Genomic DNA, 18,921 nt, shown 5'->3' with positions numbered 1-18,921 from the left:
CACTTTATAAAACTGTGTAATTCTAAATGACCTATTAATATTTCCGTAATAAGGATACCGCAAAAGTGAATTTAATAGGATAAGAAAGAAACTTTTACTGTAACTGAAGAGTAGGAAAGAAAATGAAAAATGTTACTTATGAGATGGTGAAATTTGTATATTGAAAGGAGGCGAATGTTAGTAAGGTAACACCTACTAACAACTATGAAAATAAAAGTGATAATAGCTGATGATAATTCTTTTATTAGAGAAGGTATGAAAATCATTTTAAGTACATACGCGGAATTTGAAGTGTTAGTAACAGTAAATGATGGGCAAGAGGCACTAGAGTATTGCAAAAAACATGATGTTGATATTGCCCTTTTAGATGTACGTATGCCGAATATGAACGGCGTGGAAGCAACGAAATTAATTTGTGAACAAACAAAAACAAAGCCGCTCATATTAACGACATTTGATGATGACGAATACATTTTAGATGCAGTAAAAAATGGAGCGAAAGGTTATTTATTAAAAAATAATGATCCGGAGCGAATACGAGATGCGATAAAAAGTGTTTATCACGGACATACTGTGATACAAGATGTAGTCCTCGATAAAATTAAATCAAACTTACAAGAAAATAAAGAAGAAGAACCGAAAATAGATAAGAGTCTTTTCACAGAAAGAGAACTTAGTATTATTGCTCTTATTGCAAAAGGTTTTTCAAATAAAGAGATTTCAAAACAGCTTTTTATATCAGAAGGGACGATTGCGAACTATATTACCTCAATTCTTAGTAAAACGGGGCTTGAGCATCGTACGCAAATCGCCATTTACTATTTAACGGGAACAGTGGATTAGAAATATGGAATTTTGGATCATTATTAGTAAGCTCATAGTTTTCCTATATATTGTGTTCAGTTATGCCCATTCCAACGTTACGAATCTACCATGGATTGTATTTACTTTACTTCTTTATCTTTGTGTAAATGTTACGATTTATATTTTGAAAAAAGATACAGCGAAGAAAGTAGTTATATTGGCATCGATTGTCATTACAATTGTTTCATATGGACAGGTTCATCCGTTATTATTTTTATTTTTACCTCTGAATTTATATGAATTTACTTTTTATTACATATATGAAAAATGGCTGATGTTTTTCATTATGCTTCTTCCGGTTCTGTTTGTTGAGGAAGATATACGTATGACATACGGTTTAATCGCTGTATTTAGTTTTGTTATTTTCACAATGGCAAGGCTATATACGGAAAAATTGGTGAAATTTGAAACGCAAAATGACATCATGCGAAAAGATATGCAAAGGCTCACAAAAAGTTTGCATGAAAATAAAGAATACATAAGGCAATCTGAATACACATTTAAGCTAGAAGAACGAAATCGATTATCACAAGAAATTCATGATAAAATTGGTCATTCCATGACAGGGGCACTTATTCAAATGGAAGCAGCAAAGAGGTTAATGGAAATAGATAAAGACAAAGCTGCGGAGTTACTTCAAAATGCGATTCATATTTCTAAAGATGGTATTGAAAGTATTAGAATTACCCTTAAAAATATGAAACCGCCAACTGAACAAATTGGAATTCATCGTATGAAATTATTCATAGATGAATTTGCGAGCAAGCATAATATAAAAATTCCGTTTGTGCATAAAGGAAATTTGGATACAATTTCTCCTATCCAATGGAAGATCATTGGTGAAAATGTTACAGAGGCGTTAACGAATACGATGAAATACGCTGATGCGACGGTCATTTCAATAGATATTAATGTGCTTAACAAGATGGTAAAGGTGCAGGTGAAAGATAACGGAAAAGGGGCAACCATTGTTAAGAAAGGCCTCGGTATCATTGGGATGGAGGAGAGAACAGCGTCTATTAATGGGAAAATTATTGTAGATGGGACCAATGGTTTTTCAGTAACAATGTTATTGCCGATACAGTAAGGAATAGATAAGATGAATGATCTCACTGGAAAAAAGTGAATATTCTCATGTGAAAAGAATGAACTTATGCACTGAGCAGGTTCATTCTTTTTGTTTATAATAACAGCAGAGAAACCGAAATAGGGGTGAAATGATGAACGCATTAGAGATAAAAAACTTAACGAAAAAATTTGGTGATTTCATCGCAGTTGATAATATGTCTTTATCTATCGCACAAGGAGAAATATTTGGATTTTTAGGTTCAAATGGTGCTGGTAAAAGTACAACAATTAATATGATTGCTGGATTGCTAAGAAGTAATGAAGGTGAGATTAACATATTAGGAAAAAATAGTAAGAAGTATAGCCGATTTGCAAAAATGAACATTGGTATTGTGCCGCAAGACATAGCGATTTACGAGGAGTTAACCGCCTATGAAAATGTAAAATTCTTTGCAGGATTATATGGATTGCGAGGAACTGAATTGAAAGAGAGAGTAGAAGAAGCGCTCCAGTTTGTAGGGCTCAGTGATAGACATAAAAGCTATCCGAAAAACTTCTCTGGTGGAATGAAGCGAAGACTTAACATTGCTTGTGCGCTTGCACATCGTCCGAAGTTAATTATTATGGATGAGCCGACAGTAGGGATTGATCCACAGTCAAGGAACTACATCCTCCAGTCCGTACGAAAATTAAACGAAATGGGTAGCACAATCATTTACACAAGTCACTATATGGAGGAAGTGGAGGAGATCTGTACAAAAATCGCGATTGTTGATCACGGAAAGATTATTGCAGAAGGAACGAAAGAACAGTTAAAAGCAATCATTACTGATACGAAAGATATTTGGATTGAAGTAAAAACAATTGAAGATATGGATATGGATCAACTAAAAGAAATTAGCGGGGTTAAAGCTGTTCAAATAGAAGAAAACGTAATTAAAGTGAATTCCGATACAGGAGTGAACAATTTAAATAAAATTATTCAATATTTTATTAGTCATGATATAGAAATACGATCGGTAGAAGAACAGGCACCCAACTTAGAAACAGTGTTTCTGACGTTAACGGGGAGAAAATTACGAGATTAACAAGATTAATAGTAAATAGAAAAAGGAGGTTCATCGCTTGAACATCTTCAATATTGCTATCGTGCAAATTAAAAGAGATTTTCGAGATATAAGAACATTAGTTTTTATGTTAGCATTCCCAATTGTACTTATGCTAGTCTTGGGAACAGCTTTAACAAATGCATTTAATAGTGACAGTCTTTCTATTGAAAATATACAGGTATTATATAAAGATGAAGCTAATAGTCAGTTTTCGCAGGCCTTTGAAGCGTTTATAAAAGAAGCAGATAAATCTGGAATTCACTTTAAAAAAGCTTCAACTGATGTAGATGGAAAAGAAGAAGTGAAACAAAATAAATATGCTGGCTATGTAGAAATGAATCAAGATGGCGTGAAGTTATATGAGAGTGATAGAAATAGTATTGAAGGAAGTATTGTTGAGGGGATGCTTACTACATTTGTTGATAAGTACAACGTAGCGGTAGAAGTTGCGAAAGTAGATCCAGGGAAAGTTAGCACAGTTATTTCAAGTGGAAATCATGATGATTATATAAAAGAGACATCTTTACAAGCTGCTAAAAAACCAAGCTCTATGGATTATTATGCGGTTGTGATGACGACGATGATTGCCTTGTATGGAGCGATGGGAGCGAGTTATCTCATTCGCGGAGAGCGATTACGAAGAACGGGAGATCGTTTAATTGCCGCGCCTGTTAGTAAAGCGGAAATCTTCGTTGGGAAAATATTCGGTAGTCTTGTAGTAAATGCACTTTGTCTTCTTCTTGTCGTTGTCTTTAGTAAATTTGTTTATGGCGCAAATTGGGGGGACCATCTTGGAGTAGTCTTTCTGATTTTACTAACAGAAGTATTCCTTGCAATTAGCTTCGGATTAGGGATTGGATATATTACGAAAACGGGTGAGGCAGCTAAAGCGGTGATTATGGTTGTTGTACAATTGGCTTCTATTTTTGGTGGAGCATATTTTGTAGTCGAAGAAAATGTGCTTACAAATATGTCGCCATTAACATGGGCAAATACAGCAATTATGAAAATTATTTATGCGAATGATTTAGGGGCAGCACTTCCGGTAATTTCTTTGAATATTGGAATTTCAGCATTGTTTTTATTGATTGCGATTATCGTATTACGCAGACGGGAGGGGCTATAATATGAAAGATATTTTATGGCTCATACAAAAAACATTATCGGTACTTTTGAAAAATAAAAAAGGGTTACTTATTATTATCGGCTTACCGATAGCGGGAGCACTAATTTCTTTTCTGATGTATGGAAATGCAGGGCAAGGGACATTAAACATCGGGGTTGTAAATAATGAAAATCATTATATAGCAAATGATACCGTGAAATTTATAGAAGGATTAAATCATGTGAAAGTGAGTAAAATTAAGGAATCAGAAGTTGAGGAGAAGCTTGCCTCGAAAAAGCTGGATGGAGTAATTACGTTAGATTCAGGTTTTTCAGAAAGTGTTCGAAATGGTAAACCGAGTCACATTCAAATTTCTTCAATTAAAGGTGCTCAAGTAACAGGGTTTATAAAATCGTATTTGTATAATTATATTGATAATATAACGGCAATTAGTAAAGTAGCACAAGATGATCAAAGTAAGTTTGAGAAGATGTATGCAAGTTATCAAAAAAATTCATTTAAGTTAACAGCCGAGACGCTTAAGGATACTTCGAAAAATAAAGATATGACGAATCAAACAGTTGGCTATCTCATTATGTTTATGCTTTTTTCAGCAGTGAATTTCTCAGAATTAATTTTGAAAGAAAAAGAGAACCGAACGTATTTCAGGTTATTATCAACACCGATAGATGGGAAGAAATATATTTTATCTAATGTTGCTGTTAATATGCTTATTTTGATCGTGCAAATTGTTATAACAGTATTATTTATGACCAATGTGTTTCATATTGATATAAATATGCCTTTAATTGTTATGATTGGAGTACTGATGCTATTTGGCTTAGTCGCAATTGGTTTATCGTTAGCGATTGTATCTTTTGCGAAAAACTCAACTTCTGCGAATGCAATGCAAAATATTATTATTACACCAACATGCTTGCTTGCCGGATGCTTCTTTCCATTTGAAATTATGCCAGCATCTGTGCAAAAAGTTGCTGAATTTCTTCCGCAGCGTTGGCTATTAGACACAATCACGAAATTACAGCAAGGAACACATTTCGCAGATTTATATTTAAACATTTTAATCTTATTTGCCTTTGCCATTGCCTTTTTCCTAATCGCAATTTATAAGTTTGGGCGTAATAACGATGCGAGGAATTTTATTTAATTCAAGATACAAAAGGGATGCAGTTTGATACTGCATCCCTTTTTGTATCTTGGCTAACTAAAGCAGCTTATGTAATATTGATATGCTTTTATAGAGTTCTATACAGTCTCCTTCTAAAAGAAAAATACTATTCGTAATGACGTTAAGCATTAAAGCAAGCAACTTTTGAAATACTATGTAGAGAAAATTATTTTGTGCGGAAGGAAAACAAAATGGTGAAAAAGATATTTCGGATTATTTCTATTATTATTGCCATATTAGCTTTTCTCATTATTTGGATGCATATTGATGTAACACTAGGGAGAAAAATAGAAGCGAAAAAAAATCAATCTAAAGAATATGAGCTGCACTATAGTGATTTCCAATTATATGCTGAGGGGAAATCCTTATATGAGCAGTTATTTTCTGATATAAAAGAGGCGAAACATTCCATCTTCACTTATTTCTTCATTATTTCAGATGATAAAAGCAGTCATTCTTTTTTGAATTTGTTAAAAGAAAAAGCAGAAGAAGGTGTACAAGTATACTTATCAGTAGATTGGATTAATGATTTGTCTTTCGAAAGAAAAATGAAAAATGAATTACAAGCGAGCGGTGTTCATTTTACATATAGTAGAAAACCTGAATTTCCATTCTTTTTTTATTCACTGCATCATCGGAATCACCGCCGTATTACAACAATTGATGGAAAAATAGGGTATAGCGGTGGTTTCAATATAGGCGATGAGTACTTAGGAAAAGACAAGCGTTTTGGATATTGGCGAGATTATCATGTACGAATACAGGGAGAAGGAGTGAAAGATTTAGAAGAACAGTTTGTATTAGACTGGAAACGAGATACTTCTGAAGGAATAACAAGTACTTCTAAGCAGATTGTCCCAGGAAAAACATTACACACATTGTCTTGTTATAATGGTCATGATGTGATAAATAAGTACATTGAATTAATAAAGCAGGCAAAGCAATCTATCATTATTGCCACACCGTATTTTATACCAAAAGATGAAAAACTTATGAATGCCTTAATTCAAGCGAGGCAGCGTGGTGTTTCCATTAAAATACTTTGGTCTTTCAAACCGGATATCCCTCTTATAAAAGAGGCTGCATATCCTTATATTCGTCAAGCTATCGAGAATGGCATTTCCGTATACGGATATAAAAAAGGAATGTTTCATGGAAAATCTATGGTATTTGATAATGAAACAATCGTTACAGGAACAACAAATTTTACTTCACGTAGCTTTCGTATTAATGACGAGATGAATTTCTATATAAAGGGTGGTCCAATTCTTGAACAAGTAAATAAGGTATTGGCACAAGATTTTCAAGATTCAAAAGAAATGACGATATCATTCTTTGATAAGTTATCTTTTTGGGATCGGTGTAAAGAAAAGATAGCAGGGTTGTTTGATTATTATTTATAGGATTAGTAATATAAATAAGAAAAAATGCGGCGTAATACGGCATTTTTTCTTATTTGTAATAGTCTCTCGAGAAACGAAAACATATTTTTACAACATATATTTTGGATGATAAACTAAAATGGCAGGGAGGAATTATTTTCCTTTAATGCGAGAAGAAATGTGGTTAGATTCCGTGGGGAGGAATTAGAGTGAAACGTCAAACTGCTATTCGTGAGGTTGCAGAACATATATGTATGCTTGAATTCAATCATCCTGTAAGAGTAGGTGTAAGCGGCATTACAGCTTCAGGGAAAACAACATTTGCAAATGAATTGGCAAAAGAAATCCAAAATCAAGGAAGAAAAGTAATTCGAACAAGTATAGATTATTTCCATCATCCGAGGGCAATTAGATATTCACAAGGGAAGGAATCGGCGAAAGGGTATTATGAAGATGCTCATGATTATAAAGCATTTTCTGAACGGTTATTAATGCCATTAGGGCCTAATGGTACGATGCGTTATGAGATAAAATCACATGATTTAGAGACAGATATGTATATTCCTTCAGACCCAATATTGGCTTCAAAAGATACGATATTTATAGTAGATGGAACCTTTTTATTTAAGCAAGAACTAAAACAGTTGTTTGATTATAGAATATTTGTAGAAACAGATTTTAATATTGCTAGAGAACGTGGTTCCAAGCGAGAGGCGCAAGCTTTTGGAAGTGAAGAGAAGGCAGGCGAAATGTTTTTACAGCGATATCATGCGGCTTGTCACATGTACATAGAAGAGCATGCGCCAAAGGAATGTGCAGATGTAGTTTTGATTAATAATAATATAGAAGAACCGGTAGTTGTATTTAATGGTTTGTGATTGTAGGGTTATGAACTATGGGAGTTGAATATTTCTATGTTCTCGCTCCCTCTTGTAGAAAGTATAAGGTGCGGTATAATTCGCACCTTATTTCATAATGGCAGTAGAATTTTTTGAAAAGGCTAGTTTTCATCTTCAAGCTTTGTTAACTTATGACTGATTAAGGTGCCGATATGTTCTCCTAAACATATTTTTTTCATTACTCCTGATTCATCAAAGTTAAAGATATGGACTGGTAAATGATAGTCACGAGCAAGTAATAAGGCTGATTGATCCATCACTTTTATATTGTTCTGAACAACATCATTATAATTTAAATGACGATACATTTTTGCTGACTTATTTTGTTTAGGGTCACTTGTAAAGACACCATCTACGCCTTGTTTTGCGACTAAAATGGCGTCGCTATTCATTTCGATTGCTCGTTGTACACTTGGATAATCAGTTGTAACAAAAGGTTGGCCATTTCCACCGCCCAAAATAACAATATATCCTCTATCTAAATGATGAACAGCTCGTAAATGAATGTAGGGTTCGGCAACAGCTGTAACGGGAAAAGATGTCATGACGCGAACTTCTTTATTTGTTTTACTTTTTAAGACACCACGTAACATTAGGCTATTAATAATTGTGCCTAATGTACCTATATTATCTGCTTCTACGCGATCAATACCCCATGTTTCAGCTAAATTCCCTTTAAAAATGTTCCCTCCACCCACAACAATAGAAACTTCAATACCTAAATCAACAATAGATAAAATTTCAGTTGCGATATGTTCTAAGTGTTTGGAACCAAAACTGTTTCCATCTTGATCGGCGAGAGCGCCTCCACTTAGTTTGATTAATACTCGCTTATACGGCTTCATTGTTACTTCCCCCTTTAATAATGACAATAAAAAAGGAGCGAAGGCGAATGCCTTTGCTCCTTTACGAGAAAATGAAACAGAAAAGAACGGTATATAATGAAAGTCATTGTATGTTTTTTCATAACATCCACTCCTTTTTGTTTCATTTTTAAAATAGACGTATTTTTTAGAATATACAAAATAATTAGATATTTTATCGATACTATTTTTTGGTTGTATACTGAAGATGCGCATCAATGAACATTTTAAGAAAAATTTTTGAAAGTTTTGTGACAAACTTGTAGATTTTTGTCTGATTTTGTAGGTTTATCTATATCATGTGAATAAAGCTTTTATACATTCAAATTGAAAGCGTTCGCATGAAGGGGATGAAAATACATGAAAAAATTCGGATTAGCTACACAAATTTTCGTAGCACTTGTTTTAGGGGTTGTAGTAGGGGCAATCTTTTCTGGTAATAAAACAGCTATTTCCTATATTCAACCGCTTGGAGATATCTTTATTCATTTAATTAAGATGATTGTTGTTCCAATTGTTATTTCTGCACTTGTTGTAGCAGTAGCTGGTGTAGGAGATATGAAAAAGCTCGGCAAATTAGGCGGAAAGACAATACTCTATTTTGAAATTATTACAACGATTGCAATTTTAATGGGCTTAATTGCAGCAAACGTGTTCCATCCGGGAACGGGAGTTGATATGAGCCATTTGCAACATAGTGATATTTCATCATATCAAGCATCGGCTGAGGCAACGGAGAAAAAAGGCTTTGCAGATACAATTACTCATATTGTGCCAACAAACGTATTTGAGTCGATTGCAAAAGGTGATTTATTACCGATTATTTTCTTCTCAGTTTTATTCGGCCTAGGGGTTGCTGCAATTGGAGAAAAAGGCAAACCGGTCTTTAATTTCTTTGAAGGTGTATTAGAAGCGATGTTTTGGGTGACAAACCAAGTTATGAAATTTGCTCCGGTTGGCGTATTTGCACTTATTGCTGTAACGGTTGCGAAATTTGGAGTAGGTACACTGCTTCCGCTAGGAAAATTAGTGCTTGCCGTTTATGTAACAGTTATCTTATTTGTTGTTGTTGTATTAGGCATTAATGCAAAAATGGTGGGAGTAAATATCTTCACCTTAATGAAAGTTTTAAAAGAAGAACTGATTCTTTCCTTTACAACAGCAAGTTCAGAAGCGGTTTTACCAAATCTGATGCGGAAAATGGAAGAGTTCGGCTGTCCGAAGGCTGTTGCTTCTTTCGTTATACCAACTGGTTATACATTTAACTTAACTGGATCAGCTATTTATCAAGCGCTGGCAGCACTATTTGTAGCACAAATGTATAATGTACACATGTCATTGACGGAACAAATTACATTGTTATTTGTTCTAATGTTAACATCTAAAGGAATGGCTGGTGTTCCTGGTGCTTCCTTTGTTGTTGTATTGGCAACGTTAGGTTCTATGGGACTTCCAGTAGAAGGAATTGCTTTAATTGCTGGTATTGACCGCATTTTAGATATGATTCGTACGGCTGTCAATGTGTTAGGAAACGCATTAGCAGCGATTGTCATGTCGAAATGGGAAGGTGAATTCGATCAAGAGAAAGCGAAGAATTATCTAGAAACAGTAAACACAACAGAAGCAGCGTAAAAAACGAAATTTTAATCAGTGAGGGATTTTTATCTCTCGCTGATTATTCGTTGAACGAATCGGATCTTTACGAGTAGTATATCTCCTGCCCAATTTTTTATTTCTTGCACAATTTTTGAGGTATGGGAATGATTGTTTGTTAATGAGGGACAAAATAAATTGAGGAGTGAACAAACATGGCAACAATAACTGAAGCTACAAAAGATGTACGAATTGAAAAAGACTTTTTAGGTGAGAAAGAAGTACCGATGCATGCGTATTATGGTGTTCAAACGATGCGTGCTGTTGAAAACTTTCCGATTACAGGTTATAAAATCCATGAAGGATTAATTAAAGCATTAGCAATCGTGAAAAAAGCGGCTGCGCTTGCGAATACAGAAGTTGGACGATTAGAGTTAAAGAAAGGTTCAGCAATTGCACAAGCAGCACAAGAGATTTTAGAAGGAAAATGGCATGAGCATTTCATCGTTGACCCGATTCAAGGAGGAGCAGGGACTTCTATGAATATGAACGCAAATGAAGTCATTGCCAATCGTGCCCTTGAATTATTAGAAATGGAAAAGGGAGACTATCATTATATTAGCCCAAATAGTCATGTAAATATGGCACAATCAACAAATGATGCATTCCCAACGGCAATTCATATTGCAACGTTAAATATGTTAGAAGAATTATTGCAAACAATGGGCTATATGCATGATATCTTTGAATTGAAAGCAGAACAATTTGATCATGTAATTAAAATGGGACGCACACATTTGCAAGATGCTGTACCAATTCGTCTTGGACAAGAGTTTAAAGCATATGCTCGTGTACTTGGACGTGACATGAAGCGTATTGAGCAATCTCGTCAACACTTATATGAAGTAAACATGGGAGCGACAGCTGTTGGTACAGGATTAAATGCAGATCCACAGTATATTGAGGCTGTAGTAAAACAATTAGCTGCTATTAGTGAGCTTCCTCTTGTTGGAGCTGAGGATTTAGTTGACGCAACGCAAAATACAGATGCTTATACAGAAGTATCAGCTGCACTGAAAGTATGTATGATGAATATGTCCAAAATTGCAAATGACTTGCGCTTAATGGCATCCGGTCCACGCGTTGGATTAGGTGAAATTATGCTTCCAGCTCGTCAACCTGGTTCTTCTATTATGCCAGGAAAAGTAAATCCTGTAATGCCAGAAGTTATTAACCAAATTGCGTTCCAAGTAATTGGGAACGATCATACGATTTGTCTTGCTTCAGAAGCGGGCCAATTAGAGCTAAACGTAATGGAACCAGTACTTGTCTTTAACTTACTTCAATCCATCAGCATTATGAATAATGGATTCCGTGCTTTTACAGATAACTGTCTAAAAGGAATTGAAGCAAATGAAGGACGCTTAAAAGAGTATGTTGAGAAAAGCGTTGGTATTATTACAGCTGTAAATCCACATATTGGATATGAAGCAGCAGCTCGGTTAGCAAAAGAAGCAATTGCAACTGGTCAATCTGTTCGAGAACTTTGCTTGAAAAACGGTGTATTATCACAAGAAGAATTAGACTTAATTTTAGATCCATATGAAATGACGCACCCAGGAATTGCGGGAGCAGCTCTTTTAAAGAAAAATTAAAAGAGGGGGGGATTTTCCCCCTTTTTTTATTTACAATATAGAAATGGTATATATAAATAGAGGTAGGGATTGTATGAGTAAATTTATGGTTTCCTCGGATGGAACGTTAAAAACGACATTACGAGGAGTAGAAGTATTAGCAACACCACTTTTAAATAAAGGTGTCGCTTTTACAGCTGAAGAAAGAGAAGAACTAGGATTAAAAGGATTGTTACCACCAGCTGTGTTAACGTTAGATGAACAAGCGCGACGTGCGTATGAGCAGTTTTGTTCACAGCCTGATGACTTGTTAAAGAACGTATATTTAACAGCATTGCATGATCGTAATGAAGTATTATTTTATCGTTTGCTCACAGATCATTTGCGAGAAATGCTTCCAATTGTATACACACCAACTGTTGGTGTAGCGATTCAAAGATATAGTCATGAGTATCGTAAACCACGCGGTGTATATTTATCAATTGATGATCCAAGCGGCATTGAAGAAGCATTTGATAACATGGGTGCAACCGCAGAAAATATCGATTTAGTTGTTGTAACAGACGGTGAAGGTATTTTAGGAATTGGTGACTGGGGCGTAGGTGGTATTAATATTGCCATTGGAAAGTTAGCCGTTTATACAGCGGCAGTTGGTATCGATCCAAGCCGTGTATTACCTGTTATTTTAGATGTTGGTACGAACCGTGAAGATTTATTAAATAATCCGTTTTATATTGGAAATCGTCATCCGCGTGTAACTGGAGAAGCGTATGATTCATTTATTGACTTATTTGTAAAGGCTGTATGTAACAAGTTTCCGAATGCATTACTACATTGGGAAGATTTCAGCTCACGAAATGCACGTAGAATTTTAGATAAATATCGCGATAATGTATGTACATTTAATGATGATATACAAGGAACAGGTGCTGTTTCACTTGCAGGAGTGTTATCAGCTGTGAAATCTTCTGGTATTCCGCTTTGTGAACATCGCGTTGTTGTCTTCGGTGCGGGTACTGCTGGGATTGGAATTGCAGATCAAGTACGCGATGCGATGGTACGCCTAGGTTTATCAGAGGAAGAAGCAAATCGCCGTTTTTGGTGTATTGATCGTAATGGTTTACTTACAGATAACATGGAGGATCTTCTTGATTTCCAACGTCCGTATGCGCGTGAAGAATCAGAAGTGAAAGAATGGAAAACAACTGAAGTGATTGGTCTTGCTGAAGTTGTGAAACATGTACAACCGACTATTTTAATCGGTACATCAACAGTTGCTGGGGCATTTACAGAAGAAATCGTAAAAGAGATGGCAGCTCATGTGGAACGACCAATTATTTTACCAATGTCTAATCCGACACCTCTTGCAGAAGCGAAGCCGGCAGATTTAATTTCTTGGACAGAAGGACGAGCACTTGTTGCGACGGGAAGTCCGTTTGAGCCAGTTACATATAATGGTGTTACTTATGTAATCGGACAATCTAACAATGCGCTTATCTTCCCGGGTCTTGGTCTTGGTACAATTGTTGTTCATGCTCGTGTGATGACGGATGGCATGTTTGCAGCAGCGGCAGAAGCGGTAGCGAGTATGGTAGATACAAGTCAGCCTGGTGCACCGATTCTTCCAGAAGTAGAAGAACTGCGTAATATTTCAGAGATAGTTGCAATTGCAGTGGCAAAAGCGGCAGTATCTGAAGGTGTTGCTCGTGAGGAATTAAATGATAACGATATCAGGAAGGCTGTTCAAGCTGCAATGTGGCAACCTGTTTATCGTCAAATAAAAGCAGTTGAAAAGGTAACACTATAGAAATAAAGCCCGTTTATATAATAAGCGGGCTTTCCTTATTATGTTTCAATATTACGAGTCAAGATAAGAATACTAAATAATAGGAAGTGGCATATTTGAACTGGCGTCAATTATGGAAGAAAGATATTTCAATTTTAATCCTTGCAATTTTGATTGTTCCGATCGCTGGAGAACTGAATTTTCATCCATTTAATGATACGTTTCGTGTTAGCTTTGGAACACCGCTTTTTTTCTTTTTATTATTATTTTTAAGGAAAATTCCAGCTGCTTTAGCGGGTATAATTGTTGGCGCAGCTGTTGTAACATTTCGCATTGGTCTTGACTGGATGCTGCAAGGTTCTTTTCATTTTTCAGACTCCTTTTCTATGCGTTATCCAGTCTTTTTTTACTATTTCGTTTATGGAAGTCTTTTTTCACTATGTAAAGTAAACAGATTTCACCAGAAACCATTTATCATTGGATGTTTGGGGATAACGATTGAAATTATCTCGAGTATGTCAGAACTTGCTTTCTATCACGTTTTTGTGCTTGGGACGATGATTACAGTTTCAGAATTCAATAAAATTATTATTATTGCTATTTTTCGGAGCTTTTTTGCTCTCGGTTTTTTAAATATGATGAATTTATATGAAACAAAATTAAAAGAAGCTCAGGTTCGGAAAGAAAATGAAAAGATGTTTATGCATCTTTCTAATTTGTATGTGGAATCTGTTCATTTAAAGAAAACGCTGCAAAATGCGGAAATGATTACACAAGAAGCGTATCAACTATATCGGAACTTACAACAGAAAAAAGTAGGAAACACTGAAAATGACATAGCAGCGTATAGTAAAAAGGCGCTGAAAATTGCAGGGGAAGTACACGAAATAAAAAAAGATAATCAAAGAATTTTTGCGGGGTTATCCAAACTTCTTTTAGATAAAAATCTTTCAGAATATATAAATGGAAATGAACTAATAGAAATGATTATAAGAATTAACGAGAAGTATGCGCAGTTATTAGAGAAAAAAATATCATTTTCTAAACGTTTAGAAGGGGAGCATACGCAGTATCATGTATACACTGTTTTGTCGATTTTAAATAATTTAGTTGCCAATGCTGTGGAAGCAGTTGATAGCACTGGTGCCATTACAATTCAGGTAAAGAAGAGAGATGCGTTCGTCATATTTGAAGTGATGGATAATGGTCCGGGAATCCCAGTGAAATATAAGGAGCTAGTGTTTAAGCCTGGTTTTACCTCGAAGTATGATCAAACAGGAACGCCATCAACAGGAATTGGACTGTCTTATATAAAAGAGATGGTGACGGAACTCGGGGGAGAGGTTATACTACAAGACGGAGACAATGAAAGAGGCTGCAAGTTTATTGTGAGACTGCCGGAGTCTAGTCTGACTAAGGAAGGGTGAGGGGATGTTTTATTACATCGTAGATGATGACGAAGTATTTCGTTCTATGCTATCACAAATCATTGAAGATGAAGACCTTGGAGAAATAGTAGGAGAAGCAGAAGATGGAGCTTTCATAGAAGGAGATCAGTTGAATTTTAAAAAAGTAGATATATTATTTATTGACTTATTAATGCCCCTTCGAGATGGGATTGAAACTGTTCGAAACATTGCCCCGTCATTTGCAGGAAAAGTGATTATGATCTCTCAAGTAGAATCAAAGCAATTAATTGGTGAAGCTTACTCCCTTGGGGTAGAGTATTATATTACAAAACCTCTTAATAAAATTGAAGTTGTGTCAGTTGTACGAAAAGTAATAGAACGTATTCGTTTAGAACGATCCATTCAAGATATTCAAAAATCATTAAATAATGTATTTCAGTGGGAGAAGCCTGGGTTACGAAGTGAACCACAGTTAGAAGAGAAAAAAATTATTGATTCGGGCCAATATTTATTATCGGAACTCGGAATTGCCGGAGAGAACGGAAGTAAAGATTTACTGAGTATGTTAGAATATTTATTTGGGCAAGAAAAGAAAGAAACCTTTGAGTATGGATTCCCAGCATTAAAAGATATTTTTCAACATATTACTGTTAAAAAATTAGGAGAAACGGCTTCGGAAGCGGAGATTGATAAAGAAAGAAAAGCTTCTGAACAACGAGTACGCCGAGCGATTTATCAATCGTTAAATCATTTAGCTTCTCTCGGTTTAACAGATTTTTCAAATCCGAAGTTTGAAAGCTATGCTCCGAAATTTTTTGATTTTACAATTATACGAAAACGTATGACAGAACTGACAAAAGATGAACCAGCCTCATCTGGACATACGAGAATTAATACGAAGAAGTTTATTCAAGTGTTATATTTTGAAGCGAAGCGGTTGACCGAAGTAGACTAAGTGAATACTGTTCTGAGAAAGAATGCTGAAAGAAAAGATGTTTGCTCGTTTGTAGCAAACATCTTTGTGTATATATAAGGATTATATAGAGCTAATAAGGTCGTTTAATTTTTAGCTAAAAAAATCAGAGCCTTCCTACAATTTTTATGTAGCAAGGCTCTTTAAAGTTAGTTATCTAAAAGAAAATATGGATTTTTTATTTTGGTTCTATTCAAGAAGGACCAGCAGCTCAAATAGATAGTTTAATAGACTATTTTAAAAATCTAGGTTTTTATTCTTATTTTATTTAAAATAATTTCTTTAAGTTGTGTTGGATTGTCAGAACGAATAGCTATTTGTGAATATTCTTTTTGAATTCCCATAAATAGTGTTGCTCTTACAGGTTTTTTCATTTTTAAAATCATGTCTGGATAAACTTTTTCAAAATCTCGTACAATAAAATCAATCGTATCTTTCGATAACTTACTTTCTAGAATCGCTGGATCTTCGATAATACACTCAATATTTTTAAATTGAATTTCTGTACGCTTTAATAATCCAAGAGAGAGAAACATAGATCCATTGTTTATATAAATTGGATTTAATCGAATAGCTTGAATATCCGCTAAGAAAAAAATTACAGAATAAATATTAAGAACTAATAAGATGATCGAAATAACCATCGATTTATCATGAAGCCACCAATGGAAACCTAATGTTTCAATAACAATTGCATGAATCATCATGATTTGAAATGCTATGTAACTTGAACTTTTATATAGTGTTATACCTGTAGGTGGCGCCTTTTTCCAGCTGAAGAAAGCATAATAAAACATCATCACCTCTGAACAAATCACATGGATAATTGAATTTTTCTTTACATAGTCATCAATTGCATGTGGGAAAGAAAAAACTACCGGTAATTTGCTCATTTTCACCTTTCTCACGATTTTTAGCATGTAACGAACAAATGTAACAATTAATATAATTTCAAAGATGATTAACGCAGCCTCTATTACAATTCCAGCCCAAGTAATAGCTACAAATGGTTCTAAAAGATGATTTGGAATTAGAAACCTAGCTAATATACATCCTGTCGCTGATAAAATAATCGCTGTTTTTACAGAAAACTTCTTGCTATACAACATAAAGAATAAAGGCAACATAATAATTAGGTCTAATAATGACCCTAATACTACCATATTTGTTTCTGGTGGGAGAAGATTATTTCCTATTTGCGTGTGATAGAGCATATAATTACTACAAAAAATAGCGAAAAGCAATAATAACCAAATGTACTTTCCTCTTTTAATCACATACATAGATTATTCCCCTTTTACAATCGTATTTAATTTTTCAAGTATACGGACCAAATGTTTCAAGTCTTCTAAGGGTAGCTGTCCATAAACATTGTGATTGATTTCATCTTCGAGCATTTGCAATTCTTCGAAATACCGCTCGCCTTTTATCGCCAATTTTAATATGATTTCACGACGATTTTCTTTATTAATATTGCGGGTAATGTATTCTTTTGTTTCTAATTTATTAAGAAGTTGACTAACTGCACTCGTTGAAATATTCAATTGGGTAGCTAAATCTTTCGTTGAAGTGATACCTATCCGGATTAGCTCTAATAATAAAACTTGCTTAGCTGTAAGTTGATTATCAATTTTATGCTCAAATCTACTTGCTAATTGAACGTTTAAATGATTTTGTAAACTGTTAATTTGTTGAATAAGATCATTTTTCATACATAAAACACCTCGCTTAATAATTAAGTTAACTTAACTATAAAGTAAACTAAATTAAAAGTACATAGAATAAATGTTAATAATCAGAATGTTTTCGCGTTTGTTGTATAATAAAAGGAGGCTCTTATTGAATCGCTTAAACGTAAGGATAAGAAGTTAGAGGAAGAAAATAAAAAATTACGTGAGCAATTGAAAAGTGTATACGCGGAGGTTTATAAAAAGTTCTAGTTTGATAAGGCAGATCTTATTTAGTGGGACAAAAAAGCTCTTGTTTTTCCACAATCGGGCCATATAATTGAACAACACCTTTAAAGAAGACTGGATATTCATGTTAATATATAGATAATATTGTGAAGGAATGTACTTAAACTAACGGAGCAGGATAGTTGAACAAGCCAATCTAAAAAAGTCGGTTCCTTAGCGTACAGGAATTCGACTTTTTTTAGGTTAAAATTCGCTTAGCGTACAAAATTTCCGAAATGTTGGCGGTATCCCATGCCCATCAACTTAAGATAAATTTGTATCCGTATAATATAATGCTCCTCAATACTCTCTAAATTCACACTATCCAATTCATTAATGTGGTTGGAAACCCAGTTTATCGGTCAGGTATAGATTCAAAAAGTGCTCTTTGATTCTCCGGTGGTCGATATCGCTCAGCTATATTAAAGTGATGAAAGGTCATGACGGTTTATATCGAGAGAGTGGAGAATCGGCAATTTCGTGGTAAATAAATTTTTGTTCGAATGTTATTCAGGTCAATCGGATTCCTTCAAATGCATTCATCACCAAATGATGCACATAGGAATCATCCAACTTTTCGCCAGTTACGAGCAAACGATAGAAAATCGGCCCGTAAATGAGATCGATGCTTACTTCAATATCGAGAGTTTCTTTCAATTCTCCTCTCTGAATTCCCTTCTCCAGAAGATGCTTAGCTTGGAGTCGCCGGGGCTGAAAATATCGGGTACGATATTCCTTAGCCAATTTTGAATCAAACTGCCCTTCGCCTACTAACTCCGTAATAATGATCCCTTCCCGACTTGTCAAAAACCTGGCTAAACTCGTGGCGTGAATTAGAATATCATTTAATGCCGAGCCCGTATCAGGCACAGGCAACTTGGCAGCGGTAGCAGAAAGAAAACCATCCATTACCACAGCGGCCTTGTTAGGCCACCATTTATAAATCGTGGCCTTGCTAACTTTAGCACGATCTGCAATTTTATCGACCGTGACCGCTTTAAAGCCCTTTTCCAACAATAACTCATAGGATGCGGAAAGGATAGACTTATGCGTTTCGACATTACGCGGCCGACCTCTTTTACTTTGCACATT

Annotated in this window: 16 protein-coding genes and 1 pseudogene; 13 read left to right on the top strand and 4 right to left on the bottom strand. The window is 34.9% G+C overall.

Annotated features, from left to right (window positions below; genetic code table 11):
* Positions 1-204: 204 nt before the first annotated feature.
* The 7 genes from ACTDJC_RS08215 (at position 205) to ACTDJC_RS08185 (ending at position 7,595) form a co-directional block, all read left to right on the top strand.
* Positions 205-843: a response regulator transcription factor gene (locus ACTDJC_RS08215; RefSeq protein WP_098308528.1), complete on the top strand. Its 639-nt coding sequence runs from the start codon at positions 205-207 to the stop codon at positions 841-843.
* Between the two features lie 4 nt (positions 844-847).
* A complete protein-coding gene (locus ACTDJC_RS08210) occupies positions 848-1,951 on the top strand; it encodes a sensor histidine kinase (protein WP_098308530.1) in 1,104 nt (367 codons plus the stop codon).
* 133 nt (positions 1,952-2,084) lie between these two features.
* A complete protein-coding gene (locus ACTDJC_RS08205; protein WP_440603121.1) occupies positions 2,085-3,020 on the top strand; it encodes an ATP-binding cassette domain-containing protein in 936 nt (311 codons plus the stop codon).
* 37 nt (positions 3,021-3,057) lie between these two features.
* Positions 3,058-4,167, top strand: coding sequence for an ABC transporter permease (locus tag ACTDJC_RS08200; RefSeq protein WP_440603120.1), 1,110 nt, complete (start codon positions 3,058-3,060; stop codon positions 4,165-4,167).
* Position 4,168: 1 nt separating this feature from the next.
* Positions 4,169-5,314, top strand: coding sequence for an ABC transporter permease (locus ACTDJC_RS08195; RefSeq protein WP_440603119.1), 1,146 nt, complete (start codon positions 4,169-4,171; stop codon positions 5,312-5,314).
* A gap of 212 nt (positions 5,315-5,526) precedes the next feature.
* A complete protein-coding gene (locus tag ACTDJC_RS08190) occupies positions 5,527-6,738 on the top strand; it encodes a phospholipase D-like domain-containing protein (RefSeq protein ID WP_440603118.1) in 1,212 nt (403 codons plus the stop codon).
* A gap of 188 nt (positions 6,739-6,926) precedes the next feature.
* Positions 6,927-7,595, top strand: coding sequence for a hypothetical protein (locus tag ACTDJC_RS08185; protein WP_440603117.1), 669 nt, complete (start codon positions 6,927-6,929; stop codon positions 7,593-7,595).
* Between the two features lie 122 nt (positions 7,596-7,717).
* On the opposite strand, the gene pyrH is transcribed toward ACTDJC_RS08185, so the two are convergent.
* Entirely contained in the window at positions 7,718-8,461 is a 744-nt protein-coding gene (pyrH, locus tag ACTDJC_RS08180; protein WP_098308542.1) for a UMP kinase, read from the bottom strand.
* A 378-nt stretch (positions 8,462-8,839) separates the two neighbouring features.
* Here pyrH and ACTDJC_RS08175 point away from each other — a divergent pair, with 378 nt between their 5' ends.
* From ACTDJC_RS08175 to ACTDJC_RS08155, 5 genes are all read left to right on the top strand, one after another.
* A complete protein-coding gene (locus ACTDJC_RS08175; RefSeq protein WP_098308544.1) occupies positions 8,840-10,111 on the top strand; it encodes a cation:dicarboxylate symporter family transporter in 1,272 nt (423 codons plus the stop codon).
* Positions 10,112-10,287: 176 nt separating this feature from the next.
* Complete coding sequence (gene aspA / locus ACTDJC_RS08170) at positions 10,288-11,727, top strand: aspartate ammonia-lyase (RefSeq protein ID WP_440603116.1); 1,440 nt, start codon at positions 10,288-10,290, stop codon at positions 11,725-11,727.
* Positions 11,728-11,779: 52 nt separating this feature from the next.
* The gene (malS, locus tag ACTDJC_RS08165; RefSeq protein WP_440603463.1) at positions 11,780-13,513 is read left to right on the top strand and encodes an oxaloacetate-decarboxylating malate dehydrogenase; all 1,734 of its coding nucleotides are present in this window, start codon (positions 11,780-11,782) and stop codon (positions 13,511-13,513) included.
* Positions 13,514-13,608: 95 nt separating this feature from the next.
* On the top strand, positions 13,609-14,919 hold the full coding sequence (locus ACTDJC_RS08160; RefSeq protein ID WP_440603115.1) for an ATP-binding protein: 1,311 nt from the start codon (positions 13,609-13,611) through the stop codon (positions 14,917-14,919).
* A gap of 4 nt (positions 14,920-14,923) precedes the next feature.
* A complete protein-coding gene (locus ACTDJC_RS08155; protein ID WP_440603114.1) occupies positions 14,924-15,856 on the top strand; it encodes a response regulator in 933 nt (310 codons plus the stop codon).
* A gap of 263 nt (positions 15,857-16,119) precedes the next feature.
* On the opposite strand, the gene ACTDJC_RS08150 is transcribed toward ACTDJC_RS08155, so the two are convergent.
* Together ACTDJC_RS08150 and ACTDJC_RS08145 are read right to left on the bottom strand one after the other, a co-directional pair.
* The gene (locus ACTDJC_RS08150) at positions 16,120-17,157 is read right to left on the bottom strand and encodes a beta-carotene 15,15'-monooxygenase (RefSeq protein WP_440603113.1); all 1,038 of its coding nucleotides are present in this window, start codon (positions 17,155-17,157) and stop codon (positions 16,120-16,122) included.
* Between the two features lie 3 nt (positions 17,158-17,160).
* Positions 17,161-17,586: a MarR family winged helix-turn-helix transcriptional regulator gene (locus ACTDJC_RS08145; protein WP_098308554.1), complete on the bottom strand. Its 426-nt coding sequence runs from the start codon at positions 17,584-17,586 to the stop codon at positions 17,161-17,163.
* Between the two features lie 114 nt (positions 17,587-17,700).
* Between ACTDJC_RS08145 and ACTDJC_RS08140 the strand changes: the two are divergent.
* Positions 17,701-17,814, top strand: a pseudogene (locus ACTDJC_RS08140) (DUF6262 family protein); the annotation flags it as partial.
* A gap of 525 nt (positions 17,815-18,339) precedes the next feature.
* On the opposite strand, the gene ACTDJC_RS08135 reads toward ACTDJC_RS08140, so the two are convergent.
* On the bottom strand, positions 18,340-18,918 hold the full coding sequence (locus ACTDJC_RS08135; protein WP_176524565.1) for a TetR/AcrR family transcriptional regulator: 579 nt from the start codon (positions 18,916-18,918) through the stop codon (positions 18,340-18,342).
* Positions 18,919-18,921: the final 3 nt, after the last annotated feature.

Origin of the sequence: Bacillus sp. GB_SG_008, assembly GCF_052038115.1 — a bacterium.
Lineage (GTDB): Bacteria > Bacillota > Bacilli > Bacillales > Bacillaceae_G > Bacillus_A > Bacillus_A rhizoplanae.
Note: the sequence above shows the minus strand (reverse complement) of the source record. Positions and strands in the feature narration are given on the sequence as shown.

Excerpts from the sequence above, each read along its gene's own strand:
- pyrH (WP_098308542.1), bottom strand. The coding sequence starts at position 8,461 with ATGAAGCCGTATAAGCGAGTATTAATCAAACTAAGTGGAGGCGCTCTC.
- ACTDJC_RS08145 (WP_098308554.1), bottom strand. The coding sequence starts at position 17,586 with ATGAAAAATGATCTTATTCAACAAATTAACAGTTTACAAAATCATTTA.
- ACTDJC_RS08150 (WP_440603113.1), bottom strand. The coding sequence starts at position 17,157 with ATGTATGTGATTAAAAGAGGAAAGTACATTTGGTTATTATTGCTTTTC.
- ACTDJC_RS08175 (WP_098308544.1), top strand. The coding sequence starts at position 8,840 with ATGAAAAAATTCGGATTAGCTACACAAATTTTCGTAGCACTTGTTTTA.
- ACTDJC_RS08155 (WP_440603114.1), top strand. The coding sequence starts at position 14,924 with ATGTTTTATTACATCGTAGATGATGACGAAGTATTTCGTTCTATGCTA.
- ACTDJC_RS08215 (WP_098308528.1), top strand. The coding sequence starts at position 205 with ATGAAAATAAAAGTGATAATAGCTGATGATAATTCTTTTATTAGAGAA.
- ACTDJC_RS08210 (WP_098308530.1), top strand. The coding sequence starts at position 848 with ATGGAATTTTGGATCATTATTAGTAAGCTCATAGTTTTCCTATATATT.
- ACTDJC_RS08205 (WP_440603121.1), top strand. The coding sequence starts at position 2,085 with ATGAACGCATTAGAGATAAAAAACTTAACGAAAAAATTTGGTGATTTC.
- ACTDJC_RS08190 (WP_440603118.1), top strand. The coding sequence starts at position 5,527 with ATGGTGAAAAAGATATTTCGGATTATTTCTATTATTATTGCCATATTA.
- ACTDJC_RS08195 (WP_440603119.1), top strand. The coding sequence starts at position 4,169 with ATGAAAGATATTTTATGGCTCATACAAAAAACATTATCGGTACTTTTG.
- aspA (WP_440603116.1), top strand. The coding sequence starts at position 10,288 with ATGGCAACAATAACTGAAGCTACAAAAGATGTACGAATTGAAAAAGAC.